Source organism: Bacillus sp. HNG (genome assembly GCF_003400205.1).
Taxonomy (GTDB): domain Bacteria; phylum Bacillota; class Bacilli; order Bacillales; family Bacillaceae_L; genus Ferdinandcohnia.
This window is the reverse complement of sequence record NZ_QUQV01000009.1, coordinates 148069-165007: the sequence shown is the minus strand read 5'-3', so window position 1 is coordinate 165007 and position 16939 is coordinate 148069. Positions and strand designations below refer to the sequence as shown.

Annotated in this window: 16 protein-coding genes; 5 read left to right on the top strand and 11 right to left on the bottom strand. The window is 35.3% G+C overall.

The features are described 5' to 3' along the window. Positions 1-128: 128 nt before the first annotated feature. From qoxA to qoxD, 4 genes are read left to right on the top strand one after another with little or no spacing between them, the layout of a single operon-like run. Positions 129-1031, top strand: coding sequence for a cytochrome aa3 quinol oxidase subunit II (qoxA, locus tag DZB84_RS16895; RefSeq protein ID WP_116353440.1), 903 nt, complete (start codon positions 129-131; stop codon positions 1029-1031). Between the two features lie 54 nt (positions 1032-1085). Next, on the top strand, positions 1086-3032 hold the full coding sequence (gene qoxB / locus DZB84_RS16890) for a cytochrome aa3 quinol oxidase subunit I (RefSeq protein ID WP_116353439.1): 1947 nt from the start codon (positions 1086-1088) through the stop codon (positions 3030-3032). Continuing rightward, positions 3032-3628 (top strand): cytochrome aa3 quinol oxidase subunit III, encoded by a 597-nt coding sequence (gene qoxC / locus DZB84_RS16885; RefSeq protein WP_116353438.1) that lies wholly within the window; start codon positions 3032-3034, stop codon positions 3626-3628. The genes qoxB and qoxC overlap by 1 nt, the downstream gene beginning before the upstream one ends. A gap of 1 nt (position 3629) precedes the next feature. Next, the gene (gene qoxD / locus DZB84_RS16880) at positions 3630-3911 is read left to right on the top strand and encodes a cytochrome aa3 quinol oxidase subunit IV (RefSeq protein ID WP_116353437.1); all 282 of its coding nucleotides are present in this window, start codon (positions 3630-3632) and stop codon (positions 3909-3911) included. Positions 3912-4005: 94 nt separating this feature from the next. On the opposite strand, the gene DZB84_RS16875 is transcribed toward qoxD, so the two are convergent. The 7 genes from DZB84_RS16875 to licT form a co-directional block, all read right to left on the bottom strand. Continuing rightward, complete coding sequence (locus DZB84_RS16875; RefSeq protein ID WP_116353436.1) at positions 4006-5058, bottom strand: acyl-CoA dehydrogenase family protein; 1053 nt, start codon at positions 5056-5058, stop codon at positions 4006-4008. Between the two features lie 117 nt (positions 5059-5175). Next, positions 5176-5706, bottom strand: a complete 531-nt coding sequence (locus DZB84_RS16870) for an ECF transporter S component (protein ID WP_223254481.1) — start codon at positions 5704-5706, stop codon at positions 5176-5178. Positions 5707-5730: 24 nt separating this feature from the next. After that, complete coding sequence (locus tag DZB84_RS16865; protein WP_189655282.1) at positions 5731-6327, bottom strand: uridine kinase family protein; 597 nt, start codon at positions 6325-6327, stop codon at positions 5731-5733. Positions 6328-6632: 305 nt separating this feature from the next. After that, positions 6633-6776: a hypothetical protein gene (locus tag DZB84_RS25000; protein WP_189655281.1), complete on the bottom strand. Its 144-nt coding sequence runs from the start codon at positions 6774-6776 to the stop codon at positions 6633-6635. A gap of 258 nt (positions 6777-7034) precedes the next feature. After that, positions 7035-8447 (bottom strand): glycoside hydrolase family 1 protein, encoded by a 1413-nt coding sequence (locus DZB84_RS16860; RefSeq protein WP_116353434.1) that lies wholly within the window; start codon positions 8445-8447, stop codon positions 7035-7037. A 275-nt stretch (positions 8448-8722) separates the two neighbouring features. Further along, positions 8723-10576, bottom strand: coding sequence for a beta-glucoside-specific PTS transporter subunit IIABC (locus tag DZB84_RS16855; protein WP_116353473.1), 1854 nt, complete (start codon positions 10574-10576; stop codon positions 8723-8725). Between the two features lie 120 nt (positions 10577-10696). Further along, complete coding sequence (gene licT / locus DZB84_RS16850; protein ID WP_116353472.1) at positions 10697-11530, bottom strand: BglG family transcription antiterminator LicT; 834 nt, start codon at positions 11528-11530, stop codon at positions 10697-10699. A gap of 587 nt (positions 11531-12117) precedes the next feature. Between licT and DZB84_RS16845 the strand changes: the two genes are divergently transcribed. Then, the gene (locus DZB84_RS16845) at positions 12118-13161 is read left to right on the top strand and encodes a zinc-dependent alcohol dehydrogenase family protein (protein WP_116353433.1); all 1044 of its coding nucleotides are present in this window, start codon (positions 12118-12120) and stop codon (positions 13159-13161) included. A 47-nt stretch (positions 13162-13208) separates the two neighbouring features. Here the strand turns inward: DZB84_RS16845 and DZB84_RS16840 are convergent, their stop codons facing one another. From DZB84_RS16840 to aroA, 4 genes are all read right to left on the bottom strand, one after another. Next, entirely contained in the window at positions 13209-14033 is an 825-nt protein-coding gene (locus DZB84_RS16840; RefSeq protein WP_116353432.1) for a phosphatase PAP2 family protein, read from the bottom strand. A gap of 40 nt (positions 14034-14073) precedes the next feature. Further along, positions 14074-14817, bottom strand: coding sequence for a hydrogen peroxide-dependent heme synthase (gene hemQ, locus DZB84_RS16835; protein WP_116353431.1), 744 nt, complete (start codon positions 14815-14817; stop codon positions 14074-14076). Between the two features lie 112 nt (positions 14818-14929). Beyond that, entirely contained in the window at positions 14930-15190 is a 261-nt protein-coding gene (locus DZB84_RS16830; protein WP_116353430.1) for a hypothetical protein, read from the bottom strand. A gap of 284 nt (positions 15191-15474) precedes the next feature. After that, positions 15475-16827 carry a 3-phosphoshikimate 1-carboxyvinyltransferase gene (gene aroA, locus DZB84_RS16825; RefSeq protein WP_116353429.1) on the bottom strand — a complete coding sequence of 451 codons (1353 nt, stop codon included), beginning with the start codon at positions 16825-16827 and terminating at the stop codon, positions 15475-15477. Positions 16828-16939: the final 112 nt, after the last annotated feature.

The following is a 16939-nucleotide window of genomic DNA, read 5'->3' as shown; positions in this document are numbered from 1 at the left end:
GTTTTGTTAAAGGATTCACAAAGTCGTTGTCTTTCAAAAAATATGAGATTAATATAAAAGCCAATTGTGAATCAAAAATAACTTTCTCGTATTTAGCTATTACATTTTGAAACGAAAGGAGCTTATACATGAAAAGTAGAACCAAATTTATTATCTTTTCTTTAGTTTTTACTATACTCACTGTTTTAACAGGGTGCGAACCACTCTTAGTCCTAGATCCTAAGGGGCCTCAAGCGGAAAGGCAAGCACAAGACATTTTGTTATCGATTGGAATTATGTCAGCTGTTGTTATTGTTGTTTTCGCAATGCTTATCTATATTTTAATCAAATATCGAGCATCTAAACAAAGTGCTGATTATGAACCACCACACATTGAAGGGAATCCATGGGTAGAAGCAATATGTGTTGGGATTCCAATCTTAATCGTTACGTACTTATCAATTGTGTCTGTTCAAAGTAACTACATTGTTGAATCAGCACCGAAAGAATATGAGAATCAAGAGCCATTGGTTATTTATGCTTCGTCTTCTGATTGGAAGTGGCATTTTAGTTATCCGGAGGAAGGGATTGAAACAGTAAACTACTTGAATATCCCAACACACCGACCACTTGAATTTAAGCTTTACTCCTATGGACCAATTACCAGCTTTTGGATTCCGCAGCTAGGTGGCCAAAAGTATGCAATGGCTGACATGCTCACTACTTTACATCTAGCTGCAGACGAACCAGGTGAATTTATGGGACGTAATGCGAGCTTTAGTGGAAAGGGATTTGCAGAAAATACATTTCATGTTGAAGCAATGTCCCAAATTGATTTTGATGAATGGGTAGCAGAAGTAAGGGATAGGGCTGACCCACTTACTGAAGAAAAGTTCATGGATTTATTAGAACCAGGTCATCTTGGACGGTCCACATACACTGGAACTCATTTAGAGTTCATGCCACCTCCAGGTGAACATAGTGATCATAGTCAAGGATCGGCTGAATCTGACGAAGATTCACACGAACCTCAAGATAACAGTAATCATTAAGATTCGAACCTTACAGAGTTAGACCATATATTTTTGAAAGGAGATTAAAAAAGAATGGAATTTTTTGAGCGTTTTGCCATACCACATCCTAGTCCCGCAATCTATGCATCAATGGTAGCAATCGGACTAACAGTTATCGCAATTATTTTCGGATTAACCTATTTTAAGAAATGGGGTTATTTATGGCGTGAATGGCTAACAACGGTTGACCATAAACGTATCGGAATTATGTACCTCGTTTCAGCATTGCTTATGCTTTTTCGTGGTGGCGTAGATGCAATCATGATGCGAGCCCAACTAGCTGTTCCAGAAAATAAATTATTAGATGCTCAACATTATAATGAGATCTTTACAACGCACGGAATCGTCATGCTTTTATTTATGGCGATGCCATTTATCTTTGCATTTATGAACTACCTTGTTCCATTACAAATTGGAGCTCGTGATGTCGCATTCCCAAGATTAAACGCCATTAGTTTTTGGTTATTCTTCATGGGGGCCATGTTATTTAACATATCATTCATAATCGGTGGTTCTCCTGATGCAGGTTGGACATCCTATTTTCCACTTGCAGGTAATGAATTTAGTAAGTCAGTTGGAACGAACTATTATATGATAGCCATACAAATATCTGGTCTTGGATCATTAATGACAGGTATTAACATGATTACGACTATTTTTAAAATGAGAGCACTAGGTATGACTTTAATGAAAATGCCAATGTTCACATGGTCTACATTAGTTGCTAATATCATTATCGCAGCTGTGTTTCCAGTATTAACAGTTGCGCTTGCCATGGGAACAATGGACCGATTATTTGCAACAAACTTCTTTACATCAACGAATGGCGGAATGGATATGCTTTGGGCAAACCTATTTTGGGTTTGGGGACATCCAGAAGTATATATTTTAATTCTACCTGCATTCGGTTTGTATAGTGAGATTATCTCTACATTCTCTAGTAGAAACCTGTATGGTTATAAATCAATGGTTGCTTCCATGGTTATCATTTCATTCCTATCATGTCTCGTCTGGGCTCACCATTTCTTTACGATGGGTCAAGGCGCATTAGCCAATAGCTTCTTTTCGATTACAACGATGGCAATTGCTGTTCCGACAGGGGTTAAAATTTTTAACTGGCTATTTACGATGTGGAAAGGAAAAATTCGTTTTACAGTTCCAATGCTATATTCAATAGGCTTTATTCCACTATTCATTATAGGTGGAATGACAGGAGTTATGCTAGGCATGTCAGCAGCTGACTATCAATACCATAATACCATGTTCTTAGTGGCTCACTTCCACAATACAATCATTCCTGGTGTTGTATTTGCCATGCTTGCTGGGCTTACGTACTACTGGCCAAAAATGTTTGGATTTATGTTAAACGAAAGGATTGGAAAGTGGGCGTTCTGGTTCCTATCCATTGGTTTTGTCTTAGCCTTCTTCCCTATGTACATTTCTGGATTGGATGGGCAGGCCCGACGAATGTACACCTACTCAGAAAGTACAGGATTTGGAATGATGAATATGATTTCATTTGTTGGAGCAGCTTTAATGGCCATTAGCTTTGCTTTAATCGTTTACAATATTTACTACAGTTTTAGACATTCACCAAGAAATATTAGTAGCGATCCATGGGATGCACGTTCACTAGAATGGGCAACACATACTCCAGTTCCTGAATATAATTTTGCATTGATTCCACATGCAAATTCAGATCAAGCTTTTTGGGATTTTAAAAAGAATGGACATGTGCTATTCCCAGATGAGGTAAAGAAAATTCATTTGCCAAATAATAGTGGTTTACCATTTATCATGAGTGCCATTTTCTTTGTTTGGGGCTTTGCATTTGTCTTTGCTATATGGCCACTAGTCATACTATCAACAATTGGTATTTTTGCATGTATGACATACCGTTCATTCGGAAAAGATCATGGTCGCTATCTATCAATAGCTGAAATCAAAAAGACAGAAGAGAGATTAGGAGGTATGAAATAATGAAACTAGAAAGCTCTCAACCTCTTGAATATAGTACAAGTCAGAACCAACTAAATATATTTGGCTTTTGGGTTTTCATCGGAGCCGAAATTATGCTGTTTGCAACGTTGTTTACGTCCTATTTCACATTAGAAAACCGGACTGGTAACGGACCTACTGGTGCAGAGATTTTCGAAATCACACCAGTATTAATTGAAACATTTATTCTTTTAACTAGTAGTTTTACAATAGGGCTTGCAATTCATGCCATGCGTCTTGGCAGACAAAAAGCAATGTTAGCTTTTTTCTGGATCACTTTGCTACTAGGCTTGGCATTCCTAAGTGTCGAAATCTATGAATTTATTCACTATGTACACATTGGAGCAGGTTTACAAACGAGTGCGTTTACAGCGATTTTATTAACAACATTAGGTACTCACGGAGCTCATGTAACTTTTGGTTTAGTTTGGGGACTAATGATTATCCTTCAAATTAGAAAAAGAGGGCTAACTGCAGAAAACGCAGGTAAATCATTCATCTTTTCATTGTATTGGCATTTCTTAGATGTTGTTTGGATTTTCATTTTCAGCTTCATCTATTTGAAAGGATTGATGTAAAATGAATGAATTATTTCCGCGTAAGCAAATAATGGGCTTTGTATTTTCATTGGTCCTGACTTCTGTTGCACTTGTTGTTTACTTTTTAGATTTAACATTTGCTGTAGGTATTGCCATTCTAATTGTCACAGCATTCATACAGGCAGCCCTTCAGCTTGTTGTGTTTATGCATGCTGGTGAAACAGAAGATAAAGCTGCCATTTATACCAACGTATATTTCATGTTGGGAATCGCTCTAATTACCATTTTCGGTACATTGCTAATATTCCTCTGGGATATGTAAAAAGTTTAAGCATTCACTATAATAGGTTGTTTTTTTGAATTTGGCAAACCAATATAAAACGCCCCTGTTTATGGCAACTAGGGCGTTTTTCTTGCTACTGAAGCATTTCTAATTGTTTTAAAGTTGGAGTTAGGTTCACAAGAAAATATGATTCCCTTAACCTTCTGTATGAATTGCTTGTTTGGAAATAAGCGTTTCCTCCACTAGATATCATTTCATTATGAACGATTTTAGAAGTTAAATAGACCATTTCTAACCGGGTTCGCATTATATTTTTCGTTTGTTCTGATAGGTCTTGTAATTGAGTGAAATCGATCGTTCTATTTTTGAGTAATTGAAGCTCTGTCTCTAACTCAGCCAGTTGAGGCCTTACATGCTGATTTAAAGCCTTATTTTTGTTGTAAGTTTGATAAATGGATTCTATTGCTGCTTCAGATACTCCTAAACCTAAAGGTATTTGGTAAAGTGCTAATATGGGTCGAATTCTAGGTATATAGTTATCTGCATCTTCGGTAATAACCCATTGTTCAGGAATGAATACATTATTAAATGTGCATGAAAACGTAGCACTTCCGTTTAACCCAATAAGTCCTACAACTTGCTTTAACCCTAACCCCTTTATATTTACTGGTAAAATACAGAGTATTCTTTGTTGCTTCTCTACTGATGCAAAGATGACAAACCAGTGATCGTTACACAAATTTGATACATTTGACAAACTCCCAGAGATGGTATATCCTCCTTCGACTCGTTTTGCTTGTAAACGTATGTCTTCTAATCCAGAATAGTATTTTAAAGCATTAGATAATGCAGTTCCACCAAGTACCTCGCCGGACTCTAATAAGGGTAATAGCTCCTTTATTAAATATGGATTGTTGCTTAATCTTATAGTAGACGTAGCGGCTAGATGGCACCATAGAGTAAATGCTGATGTCATACAATGCTTTGCCGTTTCTTGAATTAAAAGGGCTTCTCGATAACGTACAAATTCATTTTGTAAATTTGATGAGCTAAAAAAGCCTAGACCTCCGATTTTTTTGTGAAACTCTTTTGGGTAATAGGCGTTTTCATCGATTTTTTTAACAAAGGGCTTGAGTTGAGTATCAATAATTTCATTTAGTGAATCTATGTATGGTATATCCTTCATATATGTCACTCCTAGTTTTTTATCATATAGGTTCTATAAAATAACATATTTTAAATACAATTATAAAGAACCTTCCTATCAATAACTTGGGAAGGTTCGTTTAGAATATTTCTCTTTTTAACTTATTGTAATTAGTTTCGCTCTTTTTAATGAAAGAACAATTATAGGAATCAAGATAAGTTGAATAATAATACCAGGGAGTGCAGTAACTATTGAACCAGAAATAAATATGGCCCACCCATATGCATTATCAGTAAAACTAAGAAGTACAGTATTTACAATCCCCATTACAATTCTTCCGCCTATCATTGCTCCAATTAGGCTAATGTAGACTTTTCCTTTTGTATAGTCAAAGATTATAGCAGTCAATGCCCCATATGTTGCTAATTCTAGCATCATGGATAGACCTGTTGGAAATATGGGTGGCATCCCCGTTAAAATAAAACCTATTAATGGCAACAGAAGGCCAGATAATGCACCATAAGCCCTTCCACAAAGAAAACCACAAATTAAGACGGGTATATGCATAGGCAATAAAACAGCGCCAGGATATGGAATTGGTATGACTTTCACTATCTGTGCAAAAATTAACCCAATGGATATACATAAAGCTGTAAAAATGATTTTTCTAAGCTGGACATTTCTCATTTTCAACATTCTCCTTACTTTCAATTACCATATATTTGATGTATCAATCGTAAAGTCACATTTATCTTCGATGTTTAATTCGCTAAAATAAAGTTCCTCCATAGGGATCCATTTATTATTAAAGTCCTGAAGCCTTTCTTCGCCGTTTCGTTTGCGAATCCGCTCCAATTGTATTTCTTTATTAATAGTCATAAAGATTTTAATATCATAAAACGGTTGTAATGAGGGATGCATGCAATAGCTCCCCTCTACAATCGTCAGTTTTTTCGGTTCTGTATGTATCGGTTGGTCAAATTCTCTTATTTGACAGTTGTATGGCTGATGAATAACCTTCTTTCCTTGAAGCAATGGAGTGAGAACTTCTTTATTGAATCGTTCGTAATGAACATTTTCACCTGGCTTTGTAAGACGTTCTTTTGTTTTCATATCAAACGGTAGAAAAAAATCGTCCATGTGGAAAACATTGGAGTCAACCTCCTGCTTTAGCATTTCAGCCAATCCAGATTTACCGCTTCCACATCTTCCATCGATTGCAAGAATTATAGGTTTATCCAGCTCATTAATCTTTTTAATAGTTTCAAGTACAGGAATATAGTCAGTTAAATAGTTAACTTTACCCAAAAGTAGCCCCACCTTTCAATTTCTATTTTTATAAATTCGAAGATTCATTTTTATTATTATAACGAACAGATTTTACTAACCCTATTTTTAGGGTTACTGTGACTTACGGTTGCCTACTATACTATCATAATGAATTTAAACGTTTTTAAATCATCCACTTCATAACATGTTTTCCCATCCATTTATTTGGAAAATAAAAAGGAGAATCGTGATTGAAATCATGATTCTCCTTTTTGACTAGTAAAAAATACAATAAGGGAACTTTTTTATTGCAGCGTTAGCATACAGCTCATGTTGTTCTTTCATCAATATCTGAATGTGTGACGTAAGAAGTACGTACTTTTTGCTTTACCGTATTCTGTTGTCGCGAATACTTGACAGTCTGTATCAGGATTTGTACTGAAAACAGTTCCTTTGTACTTTAGCCACCCAACTTCGGTAAAGTCCATTGGGATCGTACCCCAGTCTTACCAACCTTCTGGATATGCCCAACTATTACTTTTGTTCCAACCTTCATAACAGGTGCCGGCATTTGGCATTTGGATCTTCGTCGCCATCATGATAACACCATTCCATGTTATCATTTACCAAATCAATAGTTTCTAAATTAGAAATCACAGCATCGGCTATAATATTGTCAAGGGAATTAAGAATGTTCAGTATCCCCTGTTATATTCCCTTGACATATCTGTAAATCAATATAATTTTTAACTTCTAATCAAACTTTTACCGTTGGTTTTAATTACATTTTTGTACCAATCAAAACTTTTCTTTTTGTATCGATTTAATGTACCTGATCCATCTTCGTTAAGATCCACGTAAATCATACCATATCGTTTTTTTATTTCTGCGGTAGTAAAACTAATCAAGTCAATACAACCCCAACATGTATAACCCATAATCTCAACACCATCTTGAATAGCTTCTTCAACTTGTACAAGATGATCATTCATATATTCAATCCGGTAATCATCGATAACAGTTTTTGTACCATCTTCTAATTCAATCAATTCATCTACAGCACCTAAACCATTTTCTACAATAAAAACAGGTTTTTGATAGCGATCATATAGAATGTTTAGGTAATAACGTAATCCCTCTGGGTCGATTTGCCATCCCCAATCACTTGATTTCAAATAAGGATTTGGTATTCCTCCGATAATATTTCCTTCACCAGCTTCTTTAGTTGGATCTGCTGATTCGCATACGCTCATATAATAGCTGAAAGAAATAAAATCAACTGTATGCTTTAATACTTCTAAATCTTCAGGCCTGATGTCGAGTTCAATATTATTTTCTTTAAAAATTCTGTTCATATAGCTTGGATAGTAACCTCTTACTTGAACGTCAGAGAAGAAAAAGTTTTCTCTTTCTGTAGCTAATGATCTTAAAACATCTTTAGGTTCAGGAGTTAAAGGATATACAGGAACTCCTAAAATCATACAACCAATTTTAGCGTCTGGTATAATATCATGACATGCTTTAACTGCTTTCGCACTAGCAACAAATTCATGATGAATTGCTTGGTAAATGTCTTGTTTTGTTAGTTCAGATTTTGGCGTATTAATACCACCACTTAAAAATGGAACATGGCTGATTGAATTGATTTCATTAAAAGTTAACCAGTATTTTACTTTGTCTTTGTAACGATTAAATACTGTTTTAACATAGTTTTCAAAGAAATCAATCACTTTACGGCTACGCCAACCATCGTAAGTTCTAGTTAAGTGAAGTGGCATTTCATAATGTGATAAGGTAACCAATGGTTGAATACCATACTTTAAGCACTCATCAAAAACTTTATCGTAAAAAGCTAAGCCAGCTTCATTTGGCTCTTTTTCGTCACCATTTGGAAAAATTCGAGCCCAAGCAATTGACATTCGAAAAACTTTAAAACCCATTTCAGCAAACAATGCAATATCTTCTTTGTATCGATGATAGAAGTCAATTGCTATCAACTTTAAATTATCTTCCATAGGTTCTTCTGTAGGTTCTTCTTTCCATCCTTTACGAGTTAAATCCTGGCCAGTTAATCCTTTTCCGTCAACATTATAGGCCCCTTCTAGTTGATTAGCAGCTGTTGCGCCACCCCATAGGAAATTTTCAGGAAATTCAATCATTTTTATTCCTCCCTCTATATTATGTTTGATCCTAATTTCAAAAGGATTTTAGGAACAAACTTGAACCTTGAATATTAAATAAAAGCTTATCGTTTATTTAGTTTAAGTCAGAGAGCATAGTTTACAATTCGTGTGTATTTGCCTTAACAAGCTTCCTGCTAATTAGAAAAAAGTGAGTGTTAGTGTGACAGCACTCTTACAAATGCGTTTACGATGCTGAACCGCCTCTTTAGGAAACGGCCATAAATTCCAACAAAGAAATGATCCAATTCCTCCTAAACTACGTAAAGAATCGTATCTTCTTTTTTCACTTCTGCCACATCTTTTGCGACAACATCAATGTATGAAGCAGTGTTTGTTACAATTAATGGCGTTGTAATATCATATCCAGCTTCTTTTACTTTTTCAAAATCAACCTTCAAAATGGGCTCTCCTTTTCTAATCGACTCTCCGTCTTGAACAAGCGCTTCGAAATGTTCCCCATTAAGTTGAACTGTTTCTAAACCAACATGAATCAACAATTCAATCCCACTTTCACTTGTTAAACCAATGGCGTGTTTTGTTGGAAAGACTGTTGTTACAACACCATCAAACGGCGCAACGACTTCATCATTATTTGGAATAATCGCTACACCCTCTCCCATCATTTTATTTGCAAATACCTCATCTTTAACTTCTCCAAGCGGTAAAATTTTCCCCTCAAGTGGTGCGTAAATCTTATTTGGTTCGCTGCTCCCTGCTTGTACAGAATTAACTGGTGTCACCGTTTCTTTTTCAGTTGGTTGCTCTTCATCAATACCAAAAATCCAAGTTAAAATAAATGTTATTACAATAGAAGCAATTGCAACAATAATGGCATTTAAGATATTAGTATTACCATCTCCACCGATAAACTGTGGTAAAGCGACTATAGATGGGGAGGCAAACGTAAAAGTTTTTAAGCCTACAATCCCCATATAGATACCACATATCCCACCAGAAATCATAGCAGCATAAAGTGGTTTTTTATATTTCAGAGTAACCCCATAAAGGGCTGGTTCCGTAACCCCTGCAACGAGTGCTGAAACACCTGCTGCTCCGGCAACTTGTTTGATTTTTTTATCTTTTGCTTTAAGCGAAACAGCCAATGCTGCAGCACCTTGGGCTAGGTTTGCAGCAAGCATCGCTGGTAAGATTAATACGTCAGGCGTTGCTGGGGAAGCAATTAAGAATATTGGCGCAAACGCCCAGTGCATACCTGTCATAACAATTAGCGGCATGAAAGCTGCCATAATACCAAGTGCTAGCCATCCTGCTTTGCTATAAATCCAAAGAATGATACTAGATAGACCTTCTCCTGCAAACGTGCCTAGCGGACCAACAACAACAAGTGCTAAAAATCCAGCAATTAAAATAATAAACAATGGCTTGGTGAAACTTTTAATAACGTTCGGAATAACTTTATCAAAAAAAGCTTCAATGTACTTCATTGCCCAGACCATAATTAAAATTGGAATGACTGATGAGCCATAGGATGCTAGCGTAACTGGTGCACCGAAAAATTGAATTGGATCTCCTTCTGCAACCATCGCAACAAATTTAGGATGTAACATAATTCCCGCAACAGTAACTGCAAGCATTGGTGTTACATTGAATTTTCGGGATGCTGTATAAGCTAGCATAATCGGTAAGAAATAAAATGGCGCATCGCCAAAGAAAGCAAGAATCTGATAGGTTTGACTTGATTCATTAAGCAACCCCATCATTGGAAGCAAGACGAGTAAAACCTTTATCATCCCACCTCCGAGCAATGCAGGAATAAGTGGAGACATGCAGCCTGAAATGACATCTACTAAAGCTTCAAAAAAATTCTTCTTTTTTCCTCCTGAGCTAGCTGAATCCGAAAAGTTTGCAAGCTTTTGTAGTTCTTTATAGTAGTTGCCCACATCGTTCCCCATAATAACCTGATACTGACCGCCCTTTTTCATAACCCCCATCACACCCGGAATATTTTTAACCGCATGATCATTTACATTTGATTCGTCTTTCAATATGAAACGTAAACGAGTTACACAGTGTGTAACGGATTCAATATTATCAATTCCGCCTACTTCTTCAAAAATATTTTTTGCTGAATCTTTGTATTTCACAAGATATACTTCCTCTCTTTTCCAAAATTTGACCAAACAAAAAAGCATGACCAAAAGCATTGTTAATTAAACAAATGCCCTAGGTCATGCTCCTATATCGGATAACACTCCTAAATCACATTAAAGATTTTTAGTTATTCTTCTAATATGAGCCGTTAGATAAAGTAATTCTGTGGAACTTAAGTCATGTTTAAACGCTGTTTTAACGTACTCACTAATTTTGCTCGCACATTTATATTCATTCTGATATTTTTGCTTCATAACATCAAGCAATTCTTTGTCTTCATCTTCGTAATGTTCACCAGTTAATAGACGTTGGGCGAAAAATTTAACATGTGTGATGAACCTATAATAATTAAGCGAACGTTCGTCAAATTCTGTGTGATATTCTACTTTTACGATTTCTTCAATTTTTTTCGTGATTTCGGTTACATCATAAGCTAAATCAAAGCTTTTACCTTCTTCAGCATTGACAAAATGAAGTGCAATAAAAGCGGCTTCATCAATATCAAGCGTAACATTCAATTCTTTTTGAATGATTTCAACTGCTTTTTCCCCTACTGCATATTCATCTTGGTAAAAACGAGCAATATCCCAGCGCAATGGATTTTTAAGAATCAGTCCTTCTGCATATCTCTCAACAGCAGAATGGATATGATCCGTTAAATTCACATAGATACTTTCATTTAAATTTTTACCCAGTTTTATTTTACCAAAATTAATAATTCTTTCTGCAACTAAAATATGCTCCATTGGTACATTAATCAGTAATTCTGTAAATTTGCTTTGTGTAGCCTTATCACGCAATAGGAAAGTTTTATCTATTTTTTCAATATCAACTTCTTCTCCTTTTTTCTTACCATAAGAAATCCCTTTTCCCATTAGGAGAACTTCAACGCCTTTGCTATTTGAAGCAATAATCGTGTTGTTGTTTAAAACACGTTTTATAATCATGTAAATCACCATTCTATAAAAAATCCTATTTACTTTAATAGATAAATTCCACTCATTGTTTAATGATAATATCTAACCATTTTCATTTTTGATTATTGCTTGCTTACCCGAAGTAATCACATCAATAATTCAATTAATGAAGAGATTATCATGGAAGTAGATAGATGTCAATTTTTTTCTACACTCAAGTATGAAGAGTAAATTCCAATAAAAACTTCCATAATTTATAATATTCAATTACCCACACGTTATATTTTATCATTAGCATTCTTTGTTTTAAAAAAGATTAATCAATGGGTAGCATCGATGGCAAAAGTATCATTTTTAGTGGCTCCTATGTTTCGAAAGTGGACGAGTAAATTATCAGTACATTGGATGGTTAATTCTAGTGAACTTTTCCTTATGATAGTAAATAGGAAGAGTAGTGATGGTATGCTTATTTTTTTGTAAAACTACCGTCATTATGAAACCTTGTATTTGTAACCAAAAGGGGTGATTTTTAGGATACCTTGTTTCACTAAATCCTATTCTTGCTTCCGGTTTTTATGTATTGGCCAATTATTATTTTTAAGAAGGGGTAATGAAAAATGCGAGCAGTTTCCTTTTTAGGGTTAAATCAGAAAGAACTTGTAGAAAAAGATAAACCACAATTACAGAAGAGCACTGATGCTATTGTTAAACTTTTAAAGACTACTATTTGCGGAACTGATTTACACATTTTGGCAGGACATACTCCAGAAGTCCCGAATGGATTAACTTTGGGGCACGAAGGAATTGGTATTATTGAAGAAGTAGGTACTGGTGTATCTAACTTTAAAGTTGGGGATAAGGTATTAATCTCTTGTGTTACATCGTGTGGAAAATGTCATTATTGTAAAAAAGGCCTTTTCTCCCATTGCGAAGATGGCGGTTGGATTTTAGGTCACTTAATAGATGGCACTCAAGCAGAATACGTTAGAATACCTCATGCTGATAATAGTCTTTATCATGCTCCTAAAGGAATTCAAGATGACGCTTTAGTAATGCTTAGCGATATTTTACCAACAGGATTGGAAATCGGAGTATTACCTGGAAAAGTGGAACCCGGTAGTACAGTAGCTATTATTGGGGCTGGGCCAATTGGAATGTCAGCCCTTTTAACAGCCCAATTCTACTCACCTGGAAAGATTATCATGGTTGATCTAGATGATAATCGATTAAAAATGTCAAAAGGCTTTGGGGCTACTCATACAGTTAATTCTAAAAATCCTGATGAAGCAATTGAACGAATACTTGAAATAACAGACGGTATAGGTGTAGACGTTGCAATGGAAGCTGTTGGTTTTCCTCAAACATTCGATTTGTGTCAAAGGATCATATCACCCGGTGGAAGAATAGCTAATATTGGTGTACATGGAAAAAGTGTAGAATTTCATTTAGATAAATTGTGGATTAAAAACATTACTGTATCAACAGGGTTAGTTAGCACATATACAACTCCAATGTTATTAAAAACAGTTGGAACAGGAAAAATTAAGCCCGAAGAATTGGTAACACATCATTATCGTTTTGATGATATTTTGGAAGCATATAAAACATTTGAAAATGCATCTAAAGAGAATGCTTTGAAGGTAATAATTGATTTTGAATAGTTTGCTGTAGAAAAGGCTGTCACTTTTTGTGGCAGCCTCCTTAATTTTTACTGAATTTCTTCATATTGTAATGGAGCATGATCGTCTTTTAAGCTATCAATTATATCTGCAGTGATATCCTTTGCTAATTGTATGGAAGCCTCATGATCACCTCTAAAATGAACACCTGCTAACATTCTAGAATATGTTGCATCTTCTGCTGTCTGTTCTAACATGCCCTTTTCGTTAGGGAAAATATATGACAAGATAGTGGCGGCAGTCCAGGCAGTAGATGCATGGCTATTCGGATACGCAGGATGGGGTGGTACTTGAACTCCGTCTACTAAGGTAATAGAGGTTTCTAAATCTGTTGGTCGTTTCCGTAAGTATTCGTATTTTTGACCCCATGCTGCTGTTGTAGTCGTATAGATGCCTCCAGATACGATAGCGTGAACTCGTGCTGCTTCTGGTATACTTAATTTATACTTTTGAATTAATTCTTCTGTGATGGCAAACCAGTGTGTGTTGGGACTCGGTGTTATAGCCCAGTGTTTAACAAGTTCAACCTCTTCATCTGTTCGTTCATTTGTAATCTTAACCAATTCTTCTATTTCTTTTTTTGTGGTTTCAGAATCATCTGCAGGTGGGGCATCTACCTTATAGGTTTTCCCTTCCTTAAATTCTAGCGCTCCCCACTCCCCCGCTGTTGGTGTCATGGGGTTATCATGAGTCCATCCCATTCCTTTATTACTTTTTTGTTCTTTTTGCTGTATTTCTTCGTTCTCTATCATTTTTTCCTGACCTTTTGTTTGTTCGGAATTACATGCTGACAATACTATAACGATCAATAAAATAAATGGAACGATCAATAAAAGATTTTTTTGTTGCTTCATAATGTCCACTCCTATTTTCAGTAGTCTCTTTGTAGTAGATTCATAAATGGAACAATTGTTTAAACTGTTCCTTAGTTAAATAATTTCCTAAATAGAAAGTACCAAAATCTCCAAATCGGGCACTTACTTCATCAAAGCGCATCTCATAAATAAGCTTTTTAAATTGAACTGGATCATTACCAAATAGGGCAACACCCCATTCATAATCATCGAACCCTACTGACCCTAAAATGATTTGTCTTACTTTTCCAGCATACTTCCTTCCAATTAAACTATGACTCCTCATCATTTGATTGCGTTCTTCAGACGGAAGCATGTACCAGTTATCTGTTAATTGACGAAGCTTGTTCATTGGATAAAAACAGACAAACTCAGTTTTAGGAATTTGAGGATATAAGCGCGCCCGTATTTCAGGCTTACTATACGGATCTTCACCTTTTGGAAGATAATTGCTTAATTCCACGATTGAAACATAAGAATTCGTTTGAATGGTGTACTCAGCAAGTTTTGTTTTATTAAAAGCAATTTCAATTTGACTTAACTCCTCCAATGTTGGGCGGAGAAACATAAACATAATATCAGCCTTATGGCCAATAATTTGAAAAATTCCTAGGCTACCTTCTACTTCATTGTCATTCCCCTGCCATTGGTCCCATAATTGAAAAACTTCTTCTAGCACTTCTTGACGCTGATTTGAACTTAATGTTTTCCAACCCTTCCAATCAATTTTCCTGAAATCATTAAGACAGTACCAACCTTCAAGTGTTTCAGCTGCATTTGACATATTAATGTCCTCCTTTAGCGAGTGAAATCAATTTTAAGTTTAAAGACTAATTCAAAAAGCAAATCCTTTTCTCCAACAAACAAATTCCAAACCGTCAGAAAAAATAATCTAATTAAGCAAGATGGCTATAAACACTATCGAATATCACAGGATATCGATTAAGACTAGTTTGATTATTCCCAATTGTTCCTATAGCTGTAGGAAATGTACCTGGAGGATTCTCATTTGGGGCCAATTTAACTAGCTTTTCAACTCCGAATTCTTTTTGAATTTCGGATATTGATTTCCCTGGTACAGATGTTTTGAAATTTTCCAATGCCTTCTGCTTTTTTATCTGATTGTCGTTGTATATCAACATATCATCTCCAGTCAATAAAGTTATTCCTTTAAAACACACTTTAACTATAAAAAATTAATACAAAAAATGTTTGTGAACCACTTCACAAACAAAACTTTTTTTTGGGTAGCCTACTCTTCTATCATAATGAATTTAAACATTTTTAAATCATCCACTTCACTACTTTTTTTACCATCCATTTATAACAGAACACACAAAAAAGAGAATCGTGAATGAAATTTAGCCATTATGAATATAAAAAAGGCGACCATCATTAGAAGAATCGCCCTGGGTTAATTTTATAACATCCTTTATTATTACTAGAAAATTTCATGTTGAATTATGTTTAGACCTAAGTTCTCCAACATCCCAAAATACTGAGGACAAGTTTTAGAAACACATCCTGGATCATTTATTTGTATTCCATCAACTCTTGAACCGATAAGTGCTAACGACATTGCAACTCTATGATCATCATGCGTATTTAGTAGAGTTGGTTTCGGGTTACCTGGATGAACTTTTAATCCATCTTTAAATTCCTCCACTTTAATTCCTAACCTAGATAGTGATTCGCATATTACACTAATTCGATTCGATTCATGATGACGTATATGTTCAACATCTTTTATTGATATTGGTCCATCTGCGAATGGAGCAATTGCTGCCAAGGTTAATGTCTGATCAGACATCTCCCTCATAGAGATTTCAAACCCACCTTTTAATTGGGTTACCCCCTCTAATTCAACGAAAGATGAACCCTTTGTTACTTTACATCCCATTTGTTCAAGGACATCAACCATTTTAATATCTGGTTGTTTTGTTTCATAAGTTAGATTATCAATTCGGATTCTACCTTTTGTCACTGCTGCAAGGGCAAGAAAGTAACAAGCAGTTGAAACATCCGCTTCTAAATTTACATCTTGCGGAATGTACCTCGAAGGATATACTACTATTTTTTTTAGATTGTTATCATATTGAACTTTTGCACCAAATTTTTTCATTAATTCTAAAGTTAAAAGTACATATGAATGTTGAACTATATGATCCTTAATATTGACTGTGAGCGAATCTTTCAAATAAGGTGCAGCAATCAAGAGACCACTTATAAACTGACTAGAAATATTACCCGAAAGGCTAACCTCGCCTCCAGTTAATTCTTTTCCTTGTACTAACAACGGATAGTAACCTTCATTACTTAGATATGTTATTTCAGCACCAAGACCCCTTAAAGCATTTACTATGGGTGCAACAGGTCGTTTACTCATACTTTCACTGGCTTCTAATTCCCACGTCCCTTCACTAGAAACAGCTAATACTCCAGGCAAAAATCGTGCAATTGTCCCTGCTGCACCAATATATAAATTACCTGATTCCCATTTGCCACCATTTCCTTCAATGATAACTGTCTCACCTTGAATTTCTATATTTACACCCAACTTTTTCAAGGAATCTAAACACCAAAAAGAGTCGTCACTTTTTAAAATACCTTCCACTTTTGACTTACCATTAGCTAAAGCACTTATAATTAGTGCTCTATTAGTGAAACTTTTACTCCCAGGAATAGTAATTGATCCATCTATTCTCCTTTTACTCGGTGAAACACTTATTGAATTAACACCTTTTAATGGTGTCCATGGGCTACGGGCTTTTATATCAAAATTATACTTTTCCAATTCCGAACTCCCCTTATTACAAATTTATTTATTATTTTCTGTATCTTTATTATAATTACAATTAAGATATAAATGAAATTAATATAATTTATAGCAGTTATAGGTGGTATCT

Coding starts and splice junctions, on each gene's coding strand:
- qoxA (WP_116353440.1), top strand. CDS start 129: ATGAAAAGTAGAACCAAATTTATTATCTTTTCTTTAGTTTTTACTATA.
- qoxB (WP_116353439.1), top strand. CDS start 1,086: ATGGAATTTTTTGAGCGTTTTGCCATACCACATCCTAGTCCCGCAATC.
- qoxC (WP_116353438.1), top strand. CDS start 3,032: ATGAAACTAGAAAGCTCTCAACCTCTTGAATATAGTACAAGTCAGAAC.
- qoxD (WP_116353437.1), top strand. CDS start 3,630: ATGAATGAATTATTTCCGCGTAAGCAAATAATGGGCTTTGTATTTTCA.
- DZB84_RS16875 (WP_116353436.1), bottom strand. CDS start 5,058: ATGAAGGATATACCATACATAGATTCACTAAATGAAATTATTGATACT.
- DZB84_RS16870 (WP_223254481.1), bottom strand. CDS start 5,706: ATGAGAAATGTCCAGCTTAGAAAAATCATTTTTACAGCTTTATGTATA.
- DZB84_RS25000 (WP_189655281.1), bottom strand. CDS start 6,776: ATGGACTTTACCGAAGTTGGGTGGCTAAAGTACAAAGGAACTGTTTTC.
- DZB84_RS16860 (WP_116353434.1), bottom strand. CDS start 8,447: ATGATTGAATTTCCTGAAAATTTCCTATGGGGTGGCGCAACAGCTGCT.
- licT (WP_116353472.1), bottom strand. CDS start 11,530: ATGATTATAAAACGTGTTTTAAACAACAACACGATTATTGCTTCAAAT.
- DZB84_RS16845 (WP_116353433.1), top strand. CDS start 12,118: ATGCGAGCAGTTTCCTTTTTAGGGTTAAATCAGAAAGAACTTGTAGAA.
- DZB84_RS16840 (WP_116353432.1), bottom strand. CDS start 14,033: ATGAAGCAACAAAAAAATCTTTTATTGATCGTTCCATTTATTTTATTG.
- hemQ (WP_116353431.1), bottom strand. CDS start 14,817: ATGTCAAATGCAGCTGAAACACTTGAAGGTTGGTACTGTCTTAATGAT.